The organism is Dokdonella sp. (assembly GCF_035703485.1).
Classification (GTDB): Bacteria; Pseudomonadota; Gammaproteobacteria; order Xanthomonadales; family Rhodanobacteraceae; genus Dokdonella.
On sequence record NZ_DASSYD010000089.1, the window covers coordinates 1 to 21,338 of the forward strand.

Consider the following 21,338-nt stretch of genomic DNA (forward strand, 5'->3'; position numbering starts at 1 on the left):
CGGCTTCAGGCGCAACCGGCGCTGGTTGTGCCGATATTCCGGGTATCGCGACAGGATCCTGGTTCTGCGCAGCGACCAGATTCGACGCCGTCATGCCGACGAAAATCGCCAGACATGCACCAAGCAGCTTGCGCAGCAGGCTCATGGGTTCAGGGCCTTTTGGCGGACAAACCATTCATCCACGTAGCGTACCCGAATCAGCCTGTTAAGCCTCACCCTTCGTTGTTCAGGAATCTACGGATTCCACGACGAAATCCATCGCCGCCGAATTCAGGCAAAAGCGCAACCCGGTTGGCTTGGGGCCATCCGGGAACACGTGGCCGAGATGGCTGTCGCAGCGCGCACATCGCACTTCGACTCGGATCATGCCGTGGCTGATGTCACGAATCTCGCGCACGTGTTCGGGATCGAACGGGGCAAAAAAACTCGGCCAGCCGGTACCGGATTCGAACTTGCTGTCGGACTTGAACAAGGGCAGCTCGCACAGCTTGCAGACGTAGCGACCATCTTCCTTGTTGTCGAGCAGTCCGCCGCAAAACGGATGCTCGGTGCCATGATCGAGCATGATGCGGCGCTCTTCGGGGCTGAGCTTGATAGCGAGACGCTCACGCTCGGCGTTGTCGATCGGAGTGATGTCGAAACCCGCTGCCGAAGTACTCATGATGTCGAAGCCTTCAACTTGTCACCGAACTGCTTGCGCAACTTGGCCACCTTGGGTGCAGCGACCGCAGCGATGTAGCCCTGTTGCGGATTCAACTCGGCGTAGTTGTGGTGGTAGGCCTCGGCTTCGTGGAAGATTTCCAGCGGGACCACTTCGGTGACGATCGGATCGTTGAAAACGCCGGCATCATCGAGCTGGCGGATGTAGGCCTCGGCAACTTCCTTCTGCGCATCATCGAGGGTGAAGATCGCCGAACGGTACTGGCGACCGAGATCACCGCCCTGGCGATCCTTCTGGGTCGGATCATGGGCCACGGCAAAATAGATCTTGAGCAACTGGCCAAAACTTGTGCGCTTCGGATCAAAGCGCACCGAGACGACTTCGGCATGATTGGTCGTGCCCGAGCAGACCGTCTTGTAGTCGGCATTGTGTGCACCGTCGCCGCTATAGCCGGAGGTCACCGAATTGACCCCATCGATCTCCTTGAACACGGCCTCGACACACCAGAAGCAGCCGCCGCCAAGCACAGCCTGTTGTTCGCCGGCTGCGGACGCGGGATCAACATCGCGCTCGGGATTCGGGAAAGCACCGCGCGCAATGGCGAGGTTGGCACCGGGGATTTCACAGACCTGGTTCATCGAAATTCCTTGTTGAAGAGACTGAGGCAGCGCTGAGCAGGCTATTGCAATGCGCCCGGAGTCGCCGCTTTTCAAGTTTCGCGGCCAAGCACCGTCATTCCTGCACGCGCCTCTCCGACTCACCCTCGATCACGACGATGGCGGCAACATGTTGCTGTCTGCAATATCGACGATCTCGTAATGGCGAACCAGCGGTTCCATTTCGAGCAGGTATTGCTCATCTTCGGGATAGTAGACCGAGCGGTCGGGATTCTCGCCGGCAAATGCCGTGATTGCGTCCATCGAATCCCAAAGCGAGATGAGCATGATCCCGCAGTGCTCGCCCTGGATCCGCCGCAATACCTTGACCCCGCGGCTGCCGGCGGTTTTCGCGTAGTCACGCAATCCGGTCTCGCGTAGATAATCGAGATAGGCGTCAGCCTTCTCGGCCAGGGTGATGCCTCTCCAGATGCGCGCAATCATGGAAGGTCTCCACGAAACGGGTCGCCGATCTTCGCACAACGAATCGTCCGTCGCAGCGCGGAGCGGTGACGGCCCGCGAACTCGCTCGCCATCCGGGATAGACTGCGCAGATTCCCGATTCGGGAGCTCGGAGGATCACCATGTGGGCTGACAGCGGAACGATCTTGCTCGGAACCGTGCTCTTGTTGTTCGGTACCGATTCCCTGGTCAACGGTGTTTCAGGCTTGCTCGCTAGTCGGGTCAGCGAGTCCTACCTGTTTTCGATGGTCGCGGCATTCACCGCCGCATTGGCTCCGCTGATCGCTCTGCTCGTCGCCGCGTTGCTGATCGAAGAGTGGAATCTGGCTCTGGGTGGCTTGATCGGTGCTTCCATCGCCCAGCTTGGCTTGCTGTTGGGACTTGCTGCCTTGCTTGCTCCACTGCTGGCGCGCCTGAAGGTATTCGCGCTGCTCAATCCGGCCTTGATCATCGCCGTGGTGCTGGTCTGGGGGCTTGGCTTCGACCACCAGCTTTCGGCGCTGGATGGCAGCATCCTGTTGCTGGCTTTCATTGTCGTCGTTGTTCTCCTCGTACGTCGAATCGCGCGCGAGCGCGCCGCGGCGAGGATCCTGTTCGATACGCCGCCGCCGACTTTCGGGCCGATGCTGTTGGCGCTACGGTTACTCGTGGGTGTGCTTCTGCTCGGGCTCGGCGGCTGGCGATTGGCGGTCGGCAGCGTCGGTATCGCCAGCGCAATGAGCCTGAATCCGTTGATCATCGGCTTGCTCGTTGCCGGGCCGGCCTGTGTCCTCGGCGGAGCTCCGACCGCGCTGCTCGCTGCGCGCCGCGGGCGTGGTGATTTCGCCCTCGGCCAGGCCTTGTTTGGCGCGTTGTCGGCGATTCTGCTGGTTCTCGGTGGACTGGCGCTGATCCACCCGCTGGCGCTTCCCGCTTCAATGTCATGGCTCGAATTACCGGTGCTGTTTGCGATGGCCCTGGCGGTCTACCCGATGATGCGCAGTGATGGCGAATTGTCATCGCGCGAGGGTGGCGTGCTCTTGCTGGCCTGGCTGGCCTTCATTGCCATTGAGATAGGGTTGATTTTCGCCTGATCCTGTCATCGCTATACTGCGCGCCGAATCAAGGAGTAAGTTCCGATGGTATGGATTAGCTGGCTGCTAGCCCTGATTGCGTTTGGTGCGGTCGGATACCTGGTCATTCGATTGCGTGATGAGCGCGCCTCGAACCAGCGACTGCGCAATGAACGCCTGCATCTCGCTGACGATATGGAGACCCTGAAGGCGAACGAAGCGCGACTGATGCAAGCCATGTCAATGTCGGTCGCTGGCCAGATGGCGGCCGTTGTTGCACGTGAAGTGGATGCGCCGATCGAACTCGCACACAGCAACCTTGAGGGCATGGGTGCATTGCTGGACGAATACCGCCAGTTGGTCACGAACTACGATGCGGCGGTGCAATACTGCCTGCAGCCCGTGGAGATGATTTTTGGTGCGGACAAGGCGGGCCTCGATCAGTTGGTCAAACATGTCGAGGAAGCCCGGCGTCAATTGTTCAGCGCGCGTCGCGAGCTGGAGAAGAGTGCCATTCTTGGTGATTCAAAATCGCTGTTGACCGAAGCGGTCAGTGGCCTGGGGCGCTCCTCGACCCTGATCCAGGGCCTGCGCCAATTGACGCGACTGGATGCCGATGGACTCGCTTCAACCGACATCAACGCAACACTCGATGCGGCGCTGAGCCTGATCATGCCGACCTGGGGTGAACGCATTGTTGTTGTCCGCGAGTTCGCCGATCTGCCGCCGGTAACCTGCATGCCTGCACAAATTTGCCGTGCTTTTGTGCGCATTTTCGAGAACGCCGGTGAAGCCATCGCCGAGCGCGGACGAATTTCGGTGACCACCCGTGCCGGCGGTACGCGCAACGTTGAAATCCGCATTGCCGATAGTGGCACCGGCATCGCCGACGATGTTCTGCCCGAGGTTTTCGAGCCGTATTTTTCCACGCGCAGCAACGCTTTGGGTCTTGGCCTCAGCGTCGCCCATGGCATCATCAAGTCGCATGGGGGTTCGATCAACGTGCGTACGGCAGCGGATAGTGGAACCAGCATCATCATCAGTCTGCCGATAACCGCGGCAATGACGGCAAGTGCCTCGGCGGCGATTGCGCAGCGCTGATTGCAGACCCGGCGGATCGCTGCAACCCATGTTGCGCACTCTGGTCATCGGCGCCAGCGGACAGATTGGTCGCGCGCTGATTCCGCGCTTGCTCGACAGCGGTCATCAGGTGTTCGCCCTGAGCCGATTCGCGCGCGTCTCGACCCGAAACAACTTGACCTGGTTGCGCGGTGACATTTTCACCGCGATGCCATCGCTACCCGCATTGGATGTGATTTTCAGTCTGGGGCCGTTGAACGGTTTTGCCGAATGGCTGGCGACAGCATCCCTCGATCGGCAGCCGCGCGTCGTCGCCTTTGGCTCGATGAGTGCGGAGAGCAAGCGCGAGTCGGAGGATCCTGCCGAGCGTGCGCTTGCACAGACCTTGCGTCATGCCGAGCGGACCCTGGTCGAGGCGGCGCAGTCAATGGATATCAACTGGACGCTTCTGCGTCCTACGCTCATCTACGGCGGAGGCCAGGATCGCAGCCTGACCCGACTCGCTCAATTCGGCGCTCGCTGGCGTGTGTTTCCGCGCGTGCCCGCCGCAAAGGGTTTGCGCCAACCGGTGCACGTGGACGATCTGGCCTCTGCCTGCGTTGCGGCGATCACGCGGGTTGCGGCGAGTCGTCGCAAATTTGATCTTGGTGGCGGAGAACGTCTGAGCGTCTGTGACATGCTCGATCGCGTCCGCCATTCGCTGCCCGGCCCGATCCTGCCCGTGCCGGTGCCCCTGTTTGCCGCGCGCGGCGTGCTTGGTCTGACCCATCTGAATCCGCGTTGGCGACATATCGGCGTTGGCGCCGTGCATCGCCTGCGCAACGACCTGCTGGCCGATGACGAAGACGCAAAACGCTTGCTGGATTGGGCGCCGCGCAGTTTTTGCCCACTTGCCAGCACCTGGAATCTGCCAGCGAAACTCTAGAGTACTCGCGAGTACACCATTCGCTTACGCATGGTGCGGCGCAACATATTGTTACCGCTGGGAAATCCCTGTTAAAAGGACGTTGCAAACAAGCGTTTGAACGGCCTAAGATGAGGTCGCAGAAACTCCATAGAGATAGGGGAAACAAATGCAGGTCCGATTGATCGCGGCAGCGCTACTGCCGTCTCTGTTCCTCGCCGCATGCGGCGGCGGAAGCAATAGTCCCCGAGCGGTAGATACGCCGGATCCCGTCAACAATAGTGGTTCGCCGATCACAGCCATCATCACGGCGAAGTTCGACCCGTCGAATGGGGTCGTTCCATTTCCGACCAATCTGCTGCTCTCGGGCACGACAGATCTGACCCTCAATATTCCTGTCGCCGATCCGACCAACTTTGGCGATCCCAAGGTCGCCATGAATGCGCTCGACGGATTCAGTGCCGTTGCGCCGTGGACGACCAGTTTCTCGACCCCGCCAAGCCCGAGCAGCATTGTCGCCGGTTCGACGGTTCGGGTTTTCCAGGTGACCTTGAGCGGACCTGGCGGTGGCGTCACCGGCCTGACCCGCGAATTGGTGCCGAACGTCGACTATGTTGTCGCCCTGGCCGGTTCGGACCCCAGTGGACGTACCCTCGCCGTCGTTCCGACCAAGCCGCTGCAGCAGCTCGCCTCGTATATGGTCGTGTTGACCGACAGCATTACCGATGGTGCGGGCAACGATGTGACGCCGGATCAGACTTACTTCCTGGCCAAGCGCACTTCGCCGCTGTGTACTGCTGGCGTCTCCACCGATCCGCTGCTGCCGAATGCCACCGCTTGCGCGCTGGAACCCTTGCGCCAACTGACCAATTCGCAGGAAGCCGCTGCGGCTGCCGCCGGCATCGCGCCGAGCGACATTGTGCTGTCATGGGTCGCCACCACGCAGGGCATTACCCCTGTGCTCGGTGCTGTTCAGGCACGCACCGCGCAGACGCCGACGACCTCGACCCTGATCGTTCCGACTGGAATGAATCTGTCGCAAGTCAATCCGGCGCTGCCGCCGATCGCTGATGTCTATGTGGGTGCAATCGAGTTGCCCTATTACCTCAACGCACCGAGTGCCAATGCCCCGGCCGCTCCACTGTCGGGCTTTTGGCGCGCCGCACCCGGTGCTTACGTGCCGCCATTCGCCGGCATGCTCGACCCGACCTCGACCTTCGTCACCTTCGCCAACCCGCTGCCAGTCGCCAACTCGACCCAGCGCGTGCCGCTGTTGCTGACCATCCCGAATGCCGCCTCCGGCAAGACGAAGCCAGCCGCCGGTTGGCCGATCGTGATCTACCAGCACGGCATCACCCGTGACCGTACCGACATGTTTGCGGTTGCCGGCACCCTGGCTTCGCAAGGCTTCGCCGTGATCGCCATCGATATTCCGCTGCATGGGATCACCGATCCGATGAATCCGCTCAATGCAGGCAACCCGGCATTCGCCGCACTGGGTACCCATGAGCGCACCTTCAACATGGATCTGATCGACAATGCAACCGGGGCACCCGGGCCGGATGGCAAGGCCGACCCTTCGGGCAGCCACTTCATCAATCTGCCAAGCCTGCTGACGTCGCGTGACAACCTCCGCCAAGGTGTTGCCGACCTGCTGGTGCTGGCCAGAGACATTCCATCGGCCCGCTACAGCTCGCAAGGGAACGATTTCGACGGATCCAGGATCAGCTTTGTCGGCCAGTCCCTCGGCAGCATTATCGGCACGATGTTCATGGGCGTTCAGCCTGATGTCCAGGTCGCGCTGCTGAATGTCCCGGGTGGCGGCATCGCCAATATGCTTGAAGCGTCGCCGACATTTGGGCCGCGCATTCGCGCCGGTCTCGCCCAGCTCGGCCTTGAGCCTGGAACGCCCGACTACGCGGCCTTCTTCGGCGCTACGCAGACCGTCATTGATTCGGCTGATCCGATCACCTGGGCGTTGCCGGCCAACAACAGCCTGCTCGCCTCGAAGTCCCTGCTCCTGCAGGAGGTCGTCGGCAGCGCAGACTCACCGCCGGATCAAGTCATTCCGAATGCCGTGGCTGGTGCGCCGCTGTCTGGCACCGAACCGATGATCCGCGTTCTCGGGCTCAGCTCGATCACTCAATCCACACAATCAGCGACCGGTATTCGCGGCGCAGTTCGCTTCACCGCTGGTGACCATGGTTCCTTGCTGAGCCCGGCAGCATCGCCTGCCGCGACCCAGGAAATGCAGGGTGAGATGGTCAGCCTACTGTTAACGAGGGGTCAGGCCGTGCAGGTCAACAACCCTTCCGTCATCCGCACCCAATAACCGGCACTGGAGTCAAACATGAAGACTTGCAAAACCATCCAGACCGGTCCGCACATGCGTCGTCCGGCTCTGTCTATCCTTTCGCTGTCACTGGCCTTTGCGCTGGCTGGCACGGCCAATCAGGCCCAGGCATTCACATTCGGTGATCAGGAAGGCTTCAACGGCACCGTCAACACCACGATCGGCTACGGTATCGGCTGGCGTACCGAGGATGCAGCAGACGATCTGGTCGGCAAGGCCCAGTTCAATCCGCTGGTCAGCGCGCTCGGCCTTGGCACCCCGGCCCAGCGCGCTGCACCGGGTCGCTATTCCGTCAACGGTGACGATGGCGATCTCGCCTACGACAAGTGGTCGCCGATCTCGAATGCAGTCAATGCCACCGTCGAAATCAGTCTGAACTACGGTCAGAATTGGGGTGGATTCATCCGCGCCTACGGTTTCTACGATTTCGAGAACAACGACCGTGACAACCTCTCCAAGGGCGCCAAGGCACGCGTCGGAACCCAATCACGCATTCTCGATGCCTTTATTTTCCACAACTTCGAGGTTGCCGGTCACCAGGCCACCGTTCGTTTCGGACGTCAGGTGGTCAGCTGGGGAGAAAGTACATTCATCCAGGGCGGCATCAATGCAATCAATCCGGTCGATGTCTCCAAGTTGCGCGTTGCCGGTTCCGAGCTGAAGCAGGCTTTCCTGCCGGTCAACATGCTCTGGGGCTCGTACAACTTCACCAACAACTTCTCTGCTGAGGCGTTCTATCTTCTCGATTTCCAGAAGACTGATCCCGATCCGGTCGGCACGTTCTTCTCAACCAACGACTTTGCCGTCATGGGCGGCCGCTATGTGATGCTGAACTTCGGCACCGTGCCGCAGCCGGTGATCAACCCGGATCTGTACGATGAGGTCTGCCGCCAGGGCAACTTCGCTGCCAGTGACGCTGGCTTGCCAACCGCACTTGTTGCTGCAGGCTGCAGCGCCGCATTCCCGCGCAGCAAGACCCGACTGGCCAAGGATTCCGGACAGGGCGGCTTTGCCCTGCGTTATCTCGCCGAGAACTTGAACAACACCGAATTTGGCTTCTACGCGATGAACTATCACAGTCGCCTGCCGCTGATCAGTGGTATTGCGATTGTCAATTCGGCGCCAAGTTCGGGCTCGTTCTTCACCGAATACCCGGAAGACATCCATTTGTTCGGCCTGAGCTTCAATACCTTGCTTGAAGAGAGTGGTGTTGCCCTCCAGGGTGAGTTGAGCTACCGGCCCAACCTGCCGTTCCAGGTCGATGACGTAGAGCTGCTGTTCGCTGGCCTCTCGCCGTTGAATCCCCTGATTCCGCAGCCGTATCTTCGCTTCAACAGCCAGCTCGGCCAGTACGCGCCGGGTGATGAGATCCAGGGCTACGAGCGCCACAAGAGCACGCAGTTGCAATTCACCGCAACCAAGGTGTTCGGTCCAGGTAACTGGATGGGTTCGGATCAGCTCGCCGTCCTTGGCGAAATCGGCTTCAACAATTCAGAGTTGCCGAACAACCTGCGTTTCAACGGTGATGGTACTGACACCGGTGGCGGTGGCGACGTCAACAGTGGCGTTGGTCGCAATCCGATCACTCAGGTCGATGGTTTCCCGAGCAATTTTTCGTGGGGCTATCGACTTGCTGCCAGGGCGACTTACAACAACGCCTGGGGAACCTCGTTCACCCTGTCGCCCCGCATCGCGTTCTATCACGACGTTAACGGCACCACACCGGGACCGGGCGGCAGCTTTGTCGAAGGTCGCAAGTCGGTCTCGGTTGGTGTGGAAGCAAACTACCTGGACACGTGGACGCTCGATATGGCCTACACCAACTTTTTTGGTGCCGGCTCGTATAACCTGATTCACGACCGCGACTTCTTGCAAGTCGTGGCCCGCTATTCGTTCTAAGAGGACGTCCCATGACATTGATGAAAAAAGCAGGACTTGCCACCGTCATCGCGGCGGCCATGCTGGCCAACGTGGCAATCGCCAAGGTCAGCGCCGATGAGGCCAAGAAACTGGGCATCACCGGTACCGAGTTGACTCCGCTGGGTGCCGTACGCGCCGGCAATGCCGATGGCAGTATCCCGGCATGGACTGGCGGTATCACCCAACCGCCCGCTGGCTACAAGGTCGGCATGCATCACCCGGATCCGTTCGCTGCCGACAAACCGGTATTCACGATCACGGCAAAAAACTACAAGGACTACGGCGACAAGCTGTCGGTTGGCCAGAAAGCCATGTTCGAGAAGTATCCGGATTGGCGCATGATCGTCTATCCAACCCGGCGATCCGCTTCCAATCCGCAACGCACCTACGAGATGACCATGAAGAACGCGTTGACCGGTGAATTGGTCGGCGAAGGTGATGGCGTGACCAAGGTCGCTGAAGGCATCCCGTTTCCGATCCTCGACAAGGATCCGGCCAAAGCCGGCATGGAAGCGATCTGGAACCACAAGCTCAAGTACAAGGGTGTCTCAGCTCGTCGCTGGTCAGATCAGGCGCCGGTAACCGCCAGCGGAAAGTACGTGATGGTCCGCATCAAGGAAGAGATTCTCGGCTTGTATTACCGTCAAGGGGCGACGCTCGCTGAAATCAACAACATCCTGATCTACTTCTATCAGGAAGTCGTTTCGCCGCCGCGTCTCGCCGGTCAGGTGCTGCTGGTCCATGAAACGCTGAACTCCGAGATCGGACAGCGCCAGGCCTGGGTTTACAACCCTGGTCAGCGTCGGGTTCGTCGTGCGCCGAACATCGCCTACGACAATCCCGGGACCGCCGCGGACAACCTCCGTACCACCGACATGACCGACATGTTCAACGGTTCGCTCGACCGCTTCGACTGGAAACTGGTCGACAAGCGCGAGATGTATGTGCCGTACAACTCCTACAAGGCACACAGCGACAAGAGCAAGGTCGAGGACATGATCAAGCCGGGTTTCATTGATCCCGACTATCTGCGCTACGAATTGCACCGTGTCTATGTCGTCGAGGCGACGCTCAAGCCGGGCAAGCGGCACATCAATCCGCGCCGCACGTTCTACATCGATGAGGATAGCTGGCAGATCCTGACCACCGACCACTATGACAGCAAGCTCGAAATCTGGCGCTATTCCGAGGCTCCGAGTGTCAACTATTACGAAGTGCCGGTGTTCTGGTCGACCCTCGAAGACCATCATGATCTGAAATCCGGTCGATACATTGCCGTTGGTCTGGACAATCAAGAAGAAATGTACGATTTCTCCTTCCAGACCACGCCCGCGATGTTCTCGCCACAGTCATTGCGTCAGCGCGGTATCCAGTAACGCAACACCCAGCGCCGCCGTTCCGCAAGACGGAACGGCGGTCGCGGATCGTGTCGTCCGACCTGCGCCACCTTCGAAGCAAACAGGTAACCAGCATGCAGCGTACCCTGGCCGTAGTCGCGGCATTCGTCGTATCCATCGCCTTGCAGACGGTTGCCGCGCAGGAGCCGGAAGTCGTCGGCACGCAAGTGCTCCCCGCAGATCCGCTCGACCGGCCGGTCGAAGTCATGCCATTGGCCGACAATAGTCTGCTTCTCGATATCACCCGCAGTGGTGATCGCTTCATCGCGGTTGGCGAGCGCGGGCACATCCTCATTTCCACCGATGGTCGTGAGTGGCGACAAACAAAAAATGTACCATTGCGCAGCACTTTCACAGCGGTTACGTCGGTAGCCAGCCACGTCTGGGTTGTGGGCCATGACGGGGTGATCATGCACAGCGCCGACGCAGGAGACCACTGGGAGATCCAGCGACGCGATCCTCGCGGGCAACCCGCTGAAGGCGTCGACCCCAACGACATCCGTCAGGGAGCACCACTTCTCGATGTGATCTTCACCGATGCGAACCATGGGTTCGCGATCGGCGCCTACGCCTTGTTTCTGACCACCGAGGATGCTGGCAAGACCTGGACCGGGTCGCGAATCAATACCGTTGACTCAGGCCAGGTCGCTGCTGCAGAAGCGAATACCGAGGCCGAGCTTGAAGACCATTCAGACAACGATATGGAAAGCTCCGTATTCAGTGCGGCCGAACTCAAGATTGGCATGGAAGAGGATGCCCACCTCAACGCCATCACGAGCACGGGCAGCGGCGGTTTTGTGATCGTGGGAGAGCGCGGTGCGATATTCCGCTCGCGCGATGGAGGCAAATCCTGGATTCGCTCGCAACTTCCCTATGATGGATCAATGTTCGGCGTGGTTGGCTTCGAGGCTGAACATGTTCTTGCCTTCGGCTTGCGTGGGCATGTCTTCGAATCCACGGATCTGGGTGAATCATGGGTCGACGTGCCCACCGATACCGAGCTCAGCTTGATGGGTGGAACCCCGATTGCGGGTGGCGGCGTCGTCATTGGTGGCGCAAACGGGCTCGTTTTGTACCGCAAAGAGGCATCGCAGCCACTTTCATTGTCGACAGATACAGCGGCGGGGGTTATCGCCGGGGTAGTGCCTGCGTTGGAAGATGGCAAGTGGTTGATTGTTGGTGAAAACGGCGTCAGCCGATTCAAGTCGAAGTAACGGGGACGCAATGAGCGCAGCAAGCAGCAGCAACAAGCCACCCAACGGTTTTCATCGCGCCGCCGAGAAGCTTGTTTTCGGTAATCGCCCGATCGTCCTGATCCTGTTTGCGATCATTACCGCCGTCCTGACTTATTTCGCATTGCAACTGCGCGTCGATGCGGGCTTCAAGAAGCAAATTCCGCTCAACCACGAATACATGAAGACCTTTCTCGATTACGAGCAGGAATTCGGCGGAGCCAACCGCGTTCTGATCGCGGTCATGGACAAGAGCGGCGACATGTTCAACCTGCCGTTCTTCAAGAAGATGGAGAAGATCACCCAGGACGCCAAGGGCATCGACAGCGTCGATGAAGCCCGGGTGCGTTCGATCTTCACGCCCAACGTGCGCTTTGTCGAAGTGGTCGAGGATGGATTTGCCGGCGGCAACGTCATTCCATCGGACTTCACGCCCAATGTAGAAGGCTTCGAGGCCACGCCGGAACAGTTCGCCACGATCAAGGCGAATATGGAAAAGGCCAGCATCGTTGGCCGACTGGTGGCCAAGGACTTCTCCGGTGCCATGGTCTGGGTCGATCTGGTTCCGGAAAATCCCGAGAAGGGTGTCAAGGTCGACTACAACAAGATCGCCAGCCAGCTCGACGAGATCCGCGCCAAGTACGAGACCGAAAACACCACGGTCGCGATTATCGGTTTTGCCAAGATGGTCGGTGACATCACCGACGGCGCCAAATCGGTGATCTGGTACTTCGCCATCACCATCGCTTTCACCTGGTTGCTGCTTTTCATCTATTCATCATCGACGAAGCTCGCTTCGCTCACCGTCTTCTGTGCGCTGATCTCGGTGGTATGGATGCTCGGTGCGCTGCGTCTGCTCGGTTTCGGCATCGATCCGATGAACATGCTGACGCCGTTCCTGATATTCGCCATCGCGGTCAGTCACGGCGAACAAATGATCAATCGATTCCGTGGCGAAATATTCTTCGGTGGACTCGAAGAGGGTACGCCGGAGGAATTGAGCAAACTCACCGGGCTGGATGCGGAAACCGCCGCGCGTGATGCCTTCCGTGCCTTGCTCGTGCCTGGCTCGGTCGCCCTGATTGCCGGCTGCATCGGTTTCGCCGCGATCTTGATGATTCCGATCCGGATCATCTTCGAGCTGGCGATTACCGCCACCATCGGTGTCGCCCTGACCATTCTCACCGATCTGATCCTGTTGCCGGTGCTGCTTTCCTACACGCGTCTGCGCAACTTGCCACGCAAGCGCGCCTATCGTCTGCGTCAGTTGACCCAGTTCGACAAGATCTGGACCTTCCTGGCCAAGTTCAGCAAACCGCTGCCGGCGGCCATCATCCTGCTCGCCGGTGTCGCCATCTGGTACAGCGCCGAGCGCGTTGGTGAGCGGGTGATGATTGGTGATGCCCAGAAGGGCGTGGCTGAACTGCGCCCGGAGGCTAGATACAATCAGGATGCTGTCCTGATCAGCGACAAGTTTGCTCTCGGTGTCGACATCCTCAATGTCATTGCCGAAGGACCGCCATCAGCCTGCACCAACAGCTATCCGGCCATGGAGCTGATCGACCGCTTTGCCTGGCATTTGCGCAATGTCGAAGGTGTTGCCCAGGTCATCACGCTGCCGGCGGCGGCGAAGATCGTCAACGCAGGCTGGAATGAAGGCAACGTCCGCTGGCGTGTGCTGCCGCGGGATTCCGACACGCTGCGACTGGCGACCCAGGGCTTCGAAACCGACACTGGTCTGCTCAATGCAGATTGCAGTGCGATTCCGATCATGGCCTTCCTGACCGATCATCGCGCGACGACAATCGATCGCGTCATCGACGCGATCAAGCAGTTCCGCGATGACAATCACGCCTGGGCCGGTGCGAGCATCAATCTGCGCGAAAAGCTCGCTGCAGAAGCAGCCTCTGGCGAAGCAACCGAAGCCGATCTGAACCAGGTCAATCTGCGCCTGGCTACCGGCAACGTTGGCGTCATGGCGGCGATCAACGATGAAGTGCGTGCGGTCAAGCGGCTGATCCTGTACATGCTGTACGCGGCCGTGTTCCTCATGTGTCTGATCAGTTTCCGCAGTGCGCGCGCGGCCTTGTGCATCACCTTGCCGCTGGTGCTGGTCACCGAGTTGGGCCACGCCCTGATGGTCTATCTCGACATCGGCATGAAGATCAACACGCTGACCGTGGTTGCCCTCGGCGTGGGCATCGGTGTGGACTATGGCATCTATATCTTCGCTCGCATGCGCGAAGGTCTGCTCGCCGGCAAGCCGCTGACTGAGGCCTACTTCGGCGCATTGAAAACTACGGGTATTGCGATCTTCTACACCGCACTGACTCTGGCGGTCGGCGTTGGTACCTGGGTATTTTCGGATCTCAAGTTCCAGGCCGACATGGGCGTCATGCTGACATTCATGTTTGTCGTCAACATGATTGCGGCCATCGTTTTCCTGCCTGCTCTGTGCCGGTGGATCTTGCGGCCTTTCGAGAAAACCGCCGAAAGCTGATCAATAGTTGATGTTCATGCGTCGCATCAGCTTGCCGGCCAGCCAGGCCGGCCCGATCAGCAGGTAGGCGAGATCGGTGAAGAACGAGGGTCGAGCGCCCTCGATGATGTGGCCGATGAACTGCCCGATCCAGGCGACGACGAAGACGGCAATAGCTGCCCAAAGCAGTTGGCTCGGCCCGATGCTGCGATACAACCACTCGGTGAGTGCCCCGAAAACAACGAAGACCAGCAGCATGGCAATGCCTATCGGCTTTGACATGCGCCAGTAGAAAGCAAACGCTGCAACCATCACCATGCCGCACCAGAATCCGCTTCGGCCAATCGAGGTCGGAACCGGGATAACCCAGAGTGCAGCAATCACTGACCACAGAATCGCCGGTACGCAAACCGAGTGGATGGCCCGATTGATCGGGTTCTTGTGATCCAGGCTGTAGCTGCCGAACCACTGATTGACACTGCGCATCTTCTCCCTCCGTTGTCACCGATGACGAGTCGTGAATCCAGCCGCTTGTGGGCCAAAATCAGACTGCTTGCCGGTGACGAAATGAATCAATCCAGCTGAATGCCGGTCAGACGATATAGCGCCTCTGCATACTTTGCCGCCGTTCCTGCAATCACGTCTGGCGGAATCGACGGTCCCGGTGATTGCTTGTTCCAGTCGAGGGTTTCCAGATAGTCACGGACAAACTGCTTGTCATAGCTTGGCGGGCTGATGCCGACGCGATACTGATCAGCGGGCCAGAATCGCGAGGAATCCGGGGTCAGCATCTCGTCCATGACATACAGTTTGCCCTCCGCGTCGGTCCCGAATTCGAGTTTGGTATCAGCAATCAGAATGCCACGCGCTGCGGCATATTCAGCCGCGAAGCGATAGATCGCCAGGGTTGCCTGGCGAACCTGATCGGCCAGTTCGAATCCGACTTGATTGGCTACCACATCGAACGCGACGTTCTGGTCATGGCCGCCCACCGCAGCCTTCGTCGAAGGCGTAAAGATGGGCTCTGGCAGTTGCCCGGCCTGGGCAAGCCCATTGGGCAGCGCGATCCCGCAAAGCGAGCCGCTGGCCTGATAGTCCTTCCAGCCTGAACCAATCAGATAGCCGCGAGCGATGGCTTCAAACGGAACCGGCGTCAGGCGTTTGCTGATGACGCTGCGATTGACGTAGAGGGACGGATCGACACCCGCCGGGAGCACGCTCTCCGGTGCCTGATCGAGGAGGTGATTCGGCATCAACGACGCCGTCTGCGCAAACCAGAAATTCGACATCCGGGTCAGCATCTCACCCTTGCCCGGGACCGGGTCCGGAAGAACGACATCGAATGCGCTGAGACGATCACTAGCGACAATCAGCAGTTTGTCGTCGGCCAAGGCGTAAACATCTCGCACCTTGCCGCGATGAATGAGTTCAAGCCCCGGAAGCTCGGATTGAAGCAACGTAGACGGCACGGCAATTTCCTTCGGACGGATGTGCGCAGTTTACCGAGTAAAGTCCGACAGGCTGCAAGCCGTGTAAGATCAGCGGCTTGAACAAGCACAGGTTCCCTGGATGCGTCATCCCGAAACTCCCGAATTCAGCTCAGGCGAATTCGACCATCACGCCAGCCATCCGGCCAACCCGGCCCAACCCGGCAACGAAACATCGTGCGCCTACAAGCATGGTTGTCGACATTGCACGCTGGTCCAGGCATGAGCATGATCGGAAAAATCGTCGGTGGCATTCTCGGCTTGATCGTGTTTCGAAATTTCTTCGGCATGTTGATCGGCACCTTCGTCGGTCACATGTACGATCTCAGCGTGGCCCAGTCACGTCGACCGTCCCAGGCATCCTCGTTCGTCGGTCCGTTGTTCGCATTTGCGGGAGCCCTGGCCAAGTCAGATGGGCGCGTATCCGAAGTCGAAATCCGTGCCGCCGAGGCGTTGATGACTCGTTTGCGCCTGGATGCCGACCTGCGACGCATGGCCATCGAGCAATTCAATCTTGGCAAGGCACCCGAGTTCGACTCGCAATCGGCCGTAATCGAGTTGCGCGCATGGACGCATGGTCGGCGTGACCTCGCCTTCCTGATGCTCGATCTGCTTCTGGATCTTGTCTACGCCGAAGGCAGCTTGCCTGCCAGCAAGCTCGGCATGGTTCGACAACTGTGCTGGGCACTGGGCGTCAGTGACGCCGAGCTCGCCGCCGTCACTGCCATGAAAGGCTATGGTCCGCGCTACCGCTATCAGGGACCCCAAGGCGGCTACTCCGGCCAGCAGCGGACTCGCAATACGGAATCCAAGGTTGATCCGTACGTCGTCCTTGGCATCACCCATGAATCCGAACCGAGCGTTATCAAGCGTGCCTACCGCAAGCTCATGAGTCAGCACCACCCGGACAAGCTCGGCGACGTCCCCGCCGAACTCAAGAAGCGAGCGGAAGATCGCGCCCGGGAAATCAATGCGGCGTATGAGCGGATCAAGTCGGAGCGCGGATTCAATTGAGGCTCGCATCTTTCAAGCCGTGAGCTCGGAGCTTATCCGGGATAGTTCGGATTCTCAGCTAGAAATCCAGTTTTGCCGCCATTTCCCTGAGCTTGCCGATACTGAAGTTGATTGCCTGGCTCATGCTGATTTCGGGGGGCATCGGCAAGACGTCGGCATCAACCTCCACCGAAATCAGTGAAGGCTTGTTGCTCGAATAGGCGGACTTGATGGCCGCATCGAGTTGATCGACGTCGTTGACGTTCCAACCCTCACCGCCGCAGAGGCGTGCGTACGCGGCAAAATCAGGATTGTGCAATTGCACGGCGAATTCCGGCAGGGCCGAAGCTTCCTGCTCGGCCTGGATCAAACCGAATTTGTGGTTGTTGAAAACGATGACCGTGATCGGCAAGGCGTATTTGACCGCGGTGAGAAAATCAACCATCAGCATCGAGAAGCCGCCGTCACCACACAAGGCCACGACTTGTCGATCCGGATAGGCCAGTTGCGCGCCAATGGCGCCGGGCAAGGCAAAGGCCATCGAAGCCAGTTGGCAGGATAAGGTCAGTCGCTGGTGTTGGCGCAAATGCAAATGGCGCGCGGTCCACACGGTGACCTCGCCGGTATCACAAACGAAGATGGCATCGTCCCTGGCCAACGCGCCGGCCCGTGCCGGCACGCAATGCGGCGGAACCGGCGATCCGGTTTTGGCCTCCTGATTGGCGAAATACTTGAGTTGCTGCTTGCGGTTGTGTTGCGCCTGCTGCAGGAACGCGTGGTTCGGCTTCGCGGCAATCCGTTCCAGCAGCTTGCGCAAAGTCGGCTGCGCATGGCCGATCAGGCCGGCCGCCAGCGGATGACGGCGGCCCAGATGCAGCGGGTTGGATTCGATCTGGATTGCGCGGGTGCGCTCGGGATAGAAATTCTGGTACGGGAAATCTGTACCGACCATCAGCAACACATCGCAGCGATCCATGGCCTCGACGGCCGGCTTGCCGCCAAGCATGCCGAGGCCGCCGATATTGAACGCGTGATCATCGGCCAACAGATCCTTGCCGCGCAGACTGTGCACGATGGGTGCACCGAGTCGCTCGGCAACGGCGACCAGTTCGTCCACCGCATCCGCTGCGCCGATCCCGGCAAAGATCACCGGGCATTTTGCCTCGGCCAACAATTTGGCCGCACGGTCGAGATGCTCGTCCGAAGGCACGGTACGCGGGTGGTCGACGAATACGTGCTGCGCCTCGTCATGCGTCGTCATCGCGGCGACATCGGATGGCAGGGCGAGATGGGCCACGCCACGTCCGGCGACCGCAGCTTGTATGGCATCGGCAAACATGCGCGGTGCCTGGGCCGCGGTCACGACCGTGCGGTTGTAAACGGCGACATCGCGGAACAGCGCGTCCTGGTCGATCTCCTGATGGTAGTGATGACCGAGTTGGGTGGTCTCGACCTGGCCGGTGATCGCGAGCACCGGCGCGTGATCGCGCTTGGCGTCATACAAACCGTTGAGGAGATGGATCGCACCGGGACCGGCGGTGCCGCAACAGACCGCGAGCTTGCCAGTGAGTTTCGCTTGAGCGCTGGCAGCAAACGCTCCGGATTCCTCGTGGCGGACCTGGATGAAATCAATGGAATCACAGCGTCGCAAGCTGTCGACCAGGGAATTGATGGCATCACCGGGGACGCCAAAGATATGGCTTACTCCCGCGTCAGCCAAGTTTTCAAGCAAGAGATCGCACAGCGTCCTGGACATGAGGCCTCCTTAGACAGGCTGTTGAGCAGGCAATGCGTGCGTGCGGAGGGGGCGACTGCCAGCAGTCCGGGCACAGAATCGAACAGGTTGCCAGGCAACAACCTTGCCATGGCACCCGTGAACAGGTGCTGGATCCGACGCGGACCATTCATGATTGGTCAGCGCCACGACTACATCATGCGGCTGCCCAGATCGAGCATGACGATCAGGGTTCCGCCAGCCAGAAGCAGAATGATGACGCCGGAAAACAACATCAGATACAGATCATCCCGGTGCGACTGAAATCCAATGTGCAGAAAGAAACGCAGATGGACGACGATCTGAATAAGTCCGCAGACGCAAATCAGCACGAGCGCCAATGAGGCCGACAAGAGCTTCCATGCGACCAGTGCAAAGGGGATCACGGTCAAAACAAGCGCAATCACGAAGGCCAAAATGTAGGCGCGCAGATCGCGAACATATTCCGCATCAGCTTGGTCGATCATCCTTGCCATCAGAGTAATCCCCAGAGATAGACAACCGAGAAGATCCCGATCCAGATGATGTCCAGGAAATGCCAGAACAATCCGAGCCGCATGATCCGCGTCTTGACCTCGGAGCGCAGGCCTAGCGTGGCAATCTGGATGATCATCACGATCAGCCACAGGCAACCAAAGGCGACATGGATCCCATGCGTCGGTACGAGTACGAAGAATGCCGAAAGAAAGCCGCTGCGCTGAGGGAGTGCATCCCTGGCGGCCATGCCGAGAAGATCGTGCACCTCGAAACCAATGAAGATGAGCCCGAGCAACAAGGTAATGGCGAGCCAGCTGATCAGGCGGCGTGGTTCGTCGGCGCGATACTTCAGGTTCAACGACGCCATTGCAAACGTGAAACTGCTGGTGAGCAGGATCAGGGTCTGGATGAACGCGCTCTTGAGCTCGAACAGGTCCCGCGCGGACGGACCTCCCGCTGTGGCGTCGAGCATGCTCAAGTAGATCGCGAACAGCAGGCTGAAGATCACAGCGTCGCTCATCAAGAACACCCAGAAGCCGAACAACGGGCTTTCTGCCTGTTCGTGGGTGCCCGGATCGGAAGTACCCAGATTCAGCCCAGCGTGTTTGTACTTCGTGGCATTCACGCGCTTTGTTTCGCCAGACCACGGTTGGTCGGACCGATCTCTTCGTCACGTGCCACTGCCGTGGCGCGGGCGACCGCATCGAGCCAGCGCAAATGGTCTCGCCGAACGTCGGCCGCCAGGATCGTGTGATGGGTTTTGGTCATGAAGCTGCGCCCGATGACGGCAGCGATGCACCCAATGATGCCGAGCAGGCTCGCCCACCAGATGTGCCAGACAAGACCAAATACGGCGATGAAAGATGCTGCGCCGATCAGCAACGGAACCGCACTGTTGTCGGGCATGACGATGTCTTCATATTTCTGGAACGGCTGATAGGCAAGTCCATTCTCCTTCAACCAATGGAATGGATTGCGATCCTCGATGCGCGGCAAGACATGGAAATTGTAGGCTGGAGGAGGTGCCGGCGAAGCCCACTCAAGATTGCGCCCGTCCCACGGATCGCCGATGGCAACCCGATTGCCATCCCGTTGGCGAATGCTGACCACCAGTTGCGCAATCAAGGCCGCCAATCCGGCAAACAGGATCAGCGCACCGACCTCGGCAACCAGCAGATACGGCGCCAACCCGGGCTGCAGTATCTCCTGTGATCGACGCGGCATTCCCGACAACCCGGTCAAATACAGCGGGAAGAAGGCCAACATGAAGCCGATGCCGAAACACCAGGCGGAAATCCTTCCCCAGAATTCGCTGAGCCGATAGCCGAACGCCTTCGGGAACCAGAGGTTGTAGCCGGCGAGCATTCCAAACAACGTTCCGGGTATCAAGACATTATGGAAATGTGCTACAAGAAACGTCGTGTTGTGAACCTGGAAATCCACCGGACCATCGCCAGAAGAATTCCGGTCAGCCCGCCAATGACAAACAGGATCATGAACATCAGCGAGTACAGCATGGGTGTCGTCAGGCGTACCCTGCCGCGATACATGGTCAGCATCCAGTCATAGATCTTTACCCCGGTCGGGATGGCGATCAGCATTGTGGCGGTCCCGAATGCGGCGTTTATCGCAGGGCTCTGACCCATCGTGAAGAAGTGGTGCAGCCAGACCGTAAACGACAGCACCGCAATGCACATCGTCGCGTAGACCAGCGAGGTGTAGCCGTACAGACGCTTGCTGCTGAAGGTCGCAAATACCGAGGAATAGACGCCGTATGCCGGCAGGATGACAATGTAGACCTCCGGATGCCCGAACATCCAGAAAAGGTTCACGAAGTTCATCATGTTGCCGCCCATGCCGTTGGTGAAGAAATGGAAATCCAGATAACGGTCGAGTGCCAACATGGCGGTGGCGACGGTCAACGGCGGCATCGCGAAGACCAACATGATGCTTGTGCACAGCGCGGTCCATGTGAACAGCGGCATGCGAAAGAAGCTCATACCCGGCGCACGTTCCTTGTAAATGGTCACCACGAAGTTGATCCCGGTCAGGGTATTGCTGATACCGCTCAAGGTCAGCGCCCAAATCCAGTAGTCGGGGCCGACGCTCGGCTGGAAGGCAATTTCCGTGTACGGGGGATAGCCCGTCCAGCCGCCGGTTGAAAACTTTCCGATCATCAGCGAGACCATCACCAGTGCGGCACCGGCGATGGTCAGGTAGAGGCTGATTGCATTGAGCAAGGGAAAGCGAACATCACGCGCACCGATTTGCTGCGGCATGACGAAATTGATCAGGCCGGTAAGAAATGGCATGGCCATGAAGAAAATCATGATCGTGCCGTGGGTGCTGAACAACTGGCTGAAGTGCTCCGGTGACAGATAGCCCGGTGACTGGATGGCGATGGCCTGCTG

At 59.2% G+C, this 21,338-nt stretch carries 17 protein-coding genes and 1 pseudogene; 9 read left to right on the plus strand and 9 right to left on the minus strand.

The features are described 5' to 3' along the window. Window positions 1–226: 226 nt before the first annotated feature. The 3 genes from msrB to VFN25_RS06590 form a co-directional block, all read right to left on the minus strand. Window positions 227–661: a peptide-methionine (R)-S-oxide reductase MsrB gene (gene msrB, locus VFN25_RS06580; RefSeq protein ID WP_325140078.1), complete on the minus strand. Its 435-nt coding sequence runs from the start codon at window positions 659–661 to the stop codon at window positions 227–229. Next, window positions 658–1,299 carry a peptide-methionine (S)-S-oxide reductase MsrA gene (gene msrA / locus VFN25_RS06585; protein WP_325140080.1) on the minus strand — a complete coding sequence of 214 codons (642 nt, stop codon included), beginning with the start codon at window positions 1,297–1,299 and terminating at the stop codon, window positions 658–660. Before msrA ends, msrB begins: the two co-directional genes overlap by 4 nt. A 129-nt stretch (window positions 1,300–1,428) precedes the next feature. Then, on the minus strand, window positions 1,429–1,761 hold the full coding sequence (locus VFN25_RS06590) for a hypothetical protein (protein ID WP_325140082.1): 333 nt from the start codon (window positions 1,759–1,761) through the stop codon (window positions 1,429–1,431). Window positions 1,762–1,901: 140 nt separating this feature from the next. Here VFN25_RS06590 and VFN25_RS06595 point away from each other — a divergent pair, with 140 nt between their 5' ends. The 8 genes from VFN25_RS06595 (at window position 1,902) to VFN25_RS06630 (ending at window position 14,217) form a co-directional block, all read left to right on the plus strand. Further along, on the plus strand, window positions 1,902–2,852 hold the full coding sequence (locus VFN25_RS06595) for a hypothetical protein (RefSeq protein ID WP_325140084.1): 951 nt from the start codon (window positions 1,902–1,904) through the stop codon (window positions 2,850–2,852). A gap of 45 nt (window positions 2,853–2,897) precedes the next feature. Continuing rightward, complete coding sequence (locus VFN25_RS06600) at window positions 2,898–3,932, plus strand: sensor histidine kinase (protein ID WP_325140086.1); 1,035 nt, start codon at window positions 2,898–2,900, stop codon at window positions 3,930–3,932. Window positions 3,933–3,960: 28 nt separating this feature from the next. Next, on the plus strand, window positions 3,961–4,836 hold the full coding sequence (locus VFN25_RS06605) for an NAD-dependent epimerase/dehydratase family protein (protein WP_325140088.1): 876 nt from the start codon (window positions 3,961–3,963) through the stop codon (window positions 4,834–4,836). Between the two features lie 148 nt (window positions 4,837–4,984). Beyond that, window positions 4,985–7,147 (plus strand): hypothetical protein, encoded by a 2,163-nt coding sequence (locus VFN25_RS06610; RefSeq protein ID WP_325140090.1) that lies wholly within the window; start codon window positions 4,985–4,987, stop codon window positions 7,145–7,147. A gap of 18 nt (window positions 7,148–7,165) precedes the next feature. Then, entirely contained in the window at window positions 7,166–9,067 is a 1,902-nt protein-coding gene (locus tag VFN25_RS06615) for a DUF1302 domain-containing protein (RefSeq protein ID WP_325140092.1), read from the plus strand. 11 nt (window positions 9,068–9,078) lie between these two features. After that, a complete protein-coding gene (locus tag VFN25_RS06620; protein ID WP_325140094.1) occupies window positions 9,079–10,464 on the plus strand; it encodes a DUF1329 domain-containing protein in 1,386 nt (461 codons plus the stop codon). A gap of 95 nt (window positions 10,465–10,559) precedes the next feature. Then, complete coding sequence (locus VFN25_RS06625; protein ID WP_325140096.1) at window positions 10,560–11,699, plus strand: WD40/YVTN/BNR-like repeat-containing protein; 1,140 nt, start codon at window positions 10,560–10,562, stop codon at window positions 11,697–11,699. A gap of 10 nt (window positions 11,700–11,709) precedes the next feature. Then, window positions 11,710–14,217 (plus strand): efflux RND transporter permease subunit, encoded by a 2,508-nt coding sequence (locus VFN25_RS06630; RefSeq protein WP_325140098.1) that lies wholly within the window; start codon window positions 11,710–11,712, stop codon window positions 14,215–14,217. Here the strand turns inward: VFN25_RS06630 and VFN25_RS06635 are convergent, their stop codons facing one another. Both VFN25_RS06635 and VFN25_RS06640 read right to left on the minus strand, forming a co-directional pair. After that, complete coding sequence (locus tag VFN25_RS06635) at window positions 14,218–14,682, minus strand: DUF962 domain-containing protein (RefSeq protein WP_325140100.1); 465 nt, start codon at window positions 14,680–14,682, stop codon at window positions 14,218–14,220. It lies immediately after the preceding gene. 86 nt (window positions 14,683–14,768) lie between these two features. Next, complete coding sequence (locus VFN25_RS06640; protein WP_325140102.1) at window positions 14,769–15,665, minus strand: phosphoribosylaminoimidazolesuccinocarboxamide synthase; 897 nt, start codon at window positions 15,663–15,665, stop codon at window positions 14,769–14,771. Window positions 15,666–15,911: 246 nt separating this feature from the next. Here VFN25_RS06640 and djlA point away from each other — a divergent pair, with 246 nt between their 5' ends. After that, entirely contained in the window at window positions 15,912–16,697 is a 786-nt protein-coding gene (gene djlA / locus VFN25_RS06645; RefSeq protein WP_325140104.1) for a co-chaperone DjlA, read from the plus strand. Window positions 16,698–16,755: 58 nt separating this feature from the next. On the opposite strand, the gene VFN25_RS06650 is transcribed toward djlA, so the two are convergent. The 4 genes and pseudogenes from VFN25_RS06650 to VFN25_RS06665 all read right to left on the minus strand — a co-directional run bounded on the left by VFN25_RS06650 (window position 16,756) and on the right by VFN25_RS06665 (window position 21,281). Then, window positions 16,756–18,432, minus strand: a complete 1,677-nt coding sequence (locus VFN25_RS06650) for a thiamine pyrophosphate-dependent enzyme (RefSeq protein ID WP_325140107.1) — start codon at window positions 18,430–18,432, stop codon at window positions 16,756–16,758. A gap of 170 nt (window positions 18,433–18,602) precedes the next feature. Then, window positions 18,603–18,926: a cytochrome o ubiquinol oxidase subunit IV gene (locus VFN25_RS06655; protein WP_325140109.1), complete on the minus strand. Its 324-nt coding sequence runs from the start codon at window positions 18,924–18,926 to the stop codon at window positions 18,603–18,605. Further along, complete coding sequence (locus VFN25_RS06660; protein ID WP_325140111.1) at window positions 18,926–19,552, minus strand: cytochrome c oxidase subunit 3; 627 nt, start codon at window positions 19,550–19,552, stop codon at window positions 18,926–18,928. Before VFN25_RS06660 ends, VFN25_RS06655 begins: the two co-directional genes overlap by 1 nt. After that, a pseudogene (locus tag VFN25_RS06665) lies at window positions 19,549–21,281 on the minus strand (cbb3-type cytochrome c oxidase subunit I). Before VFN25_RS06665 ends, VFN25_RS06660 begins: the two are co-directional and overlap by 4 nt. Window positions 21,282–21,338 lie beyond the last annotated feature (57 nt).

Excerpts from the sequence above, each read along its gene's own strand:
- VFN25_RS06590 (WP_325140082.1), bottom strand. The coding sequence starts at position 1,761 with ATGATTGCGCGCATCTGGAGAGGCATCACCCTGGCCGAGAAGGCTGAC.
- VFN25_RS06655 (WP_325140109.1), bottom strand. The coding sequence starts at position 18,926 with ATGGCAAGGATGATCGACCAAGCTGATGCGGAATATGTTCGCGATCTG.
- VFN25_RS06635 (WP_325140100.1), bottom strand. The coding sequence starts at position 14,682 with ATGCGCAGTGTCAATCAGTGGTTCGGCAGCTACAGCCTGGATCACAAG.
- VFN25_RS06630 (WP_325140098.1), top strand. The coding sequence starts at position 11,710 with ATGAGCGCAGCAAGCAGCAGCAACAAGCCACCCAACGGTTTTCATCGC.
- djlA (WP_325140104.1), top strand. The coding sequence starts at position 15,912 with ATGATCGGAAAAATCGTCGGTGGCATTCTCGGCTTGATCGTGTTTCGA.
- VFN25_RS06620 (WP_325140094.1), top strand. The coding sequence starts at position 9,079 with ATGACATTGATGAAAAAAGCAGGACTTGCCACCGTCATCGCGGCGGCC.
- VFN25_RS06595 (WP_325140084.1), top strand. The coding sequence starts at position 1,902 with ATGTGGGCTGACAGCGGAACGATCTTGCTCGGAACCGTGCTCTTGTTG.
- VFN25_RS06610 (WP_325140090.1), top strand. The coding sequence starts at position 4,985 with ATGCAGGTCCGATTGATCGCGGCAGCGCTACTGCCGTCTCTGTTCCTC.
- msrA (WP_325140080.1), bottom strand. The coding sequence starts at position 1,299 with ATGAACCAGGTCTGTGAAATCCCCGGTGCCAACCTCGCCATTGCGCGC.
- VFN25_RS06625 (WP_325140096.1), top strand. The coding sequence starts at position 10,560 with ATGCAGCGTACCCTGGCCGTAGTCGCGGCATTCGTCGTATCCATCGCC.
- msrB (WP_325140078.1), bottom strand. The coding sequence starts at position 661 with ATGAGTACTTCGGCAGCGGGTTTCGACATCACTCCGATCGACAACGCC.
- VFN25_RS06605 (WP_325140088.1), top strand. The coding sequence starts at position 3,961 with ATGTTGCGCACTCTGGTCATCGGCGCCAGCGGACAGATTGGTCGCGCG.
- VFN25_RS06650 (WP_325140107.1), bottom strand. The coding sequence starts at position 18,432 with ATGTCCAGGACGCTGTGCGATCTCTTGCTTGAAAACTTGGCTGACGCG.
- VFN25_RS06600 (WP_325140086.1), top strand. The coding sequence starts at position 2,898 with ATGGTATGGATTAGCTGGCTGCTAGCCCTGATTGCGTTTGGTGCGGTC.
- VFN25_RS06615 (WP_325140092.1), top strand. The coding sequence starts at position 7,166 with ATGAAGACTTGCAAAACCATCCAGACCGGTCCGCACATGCGTCGTCCG.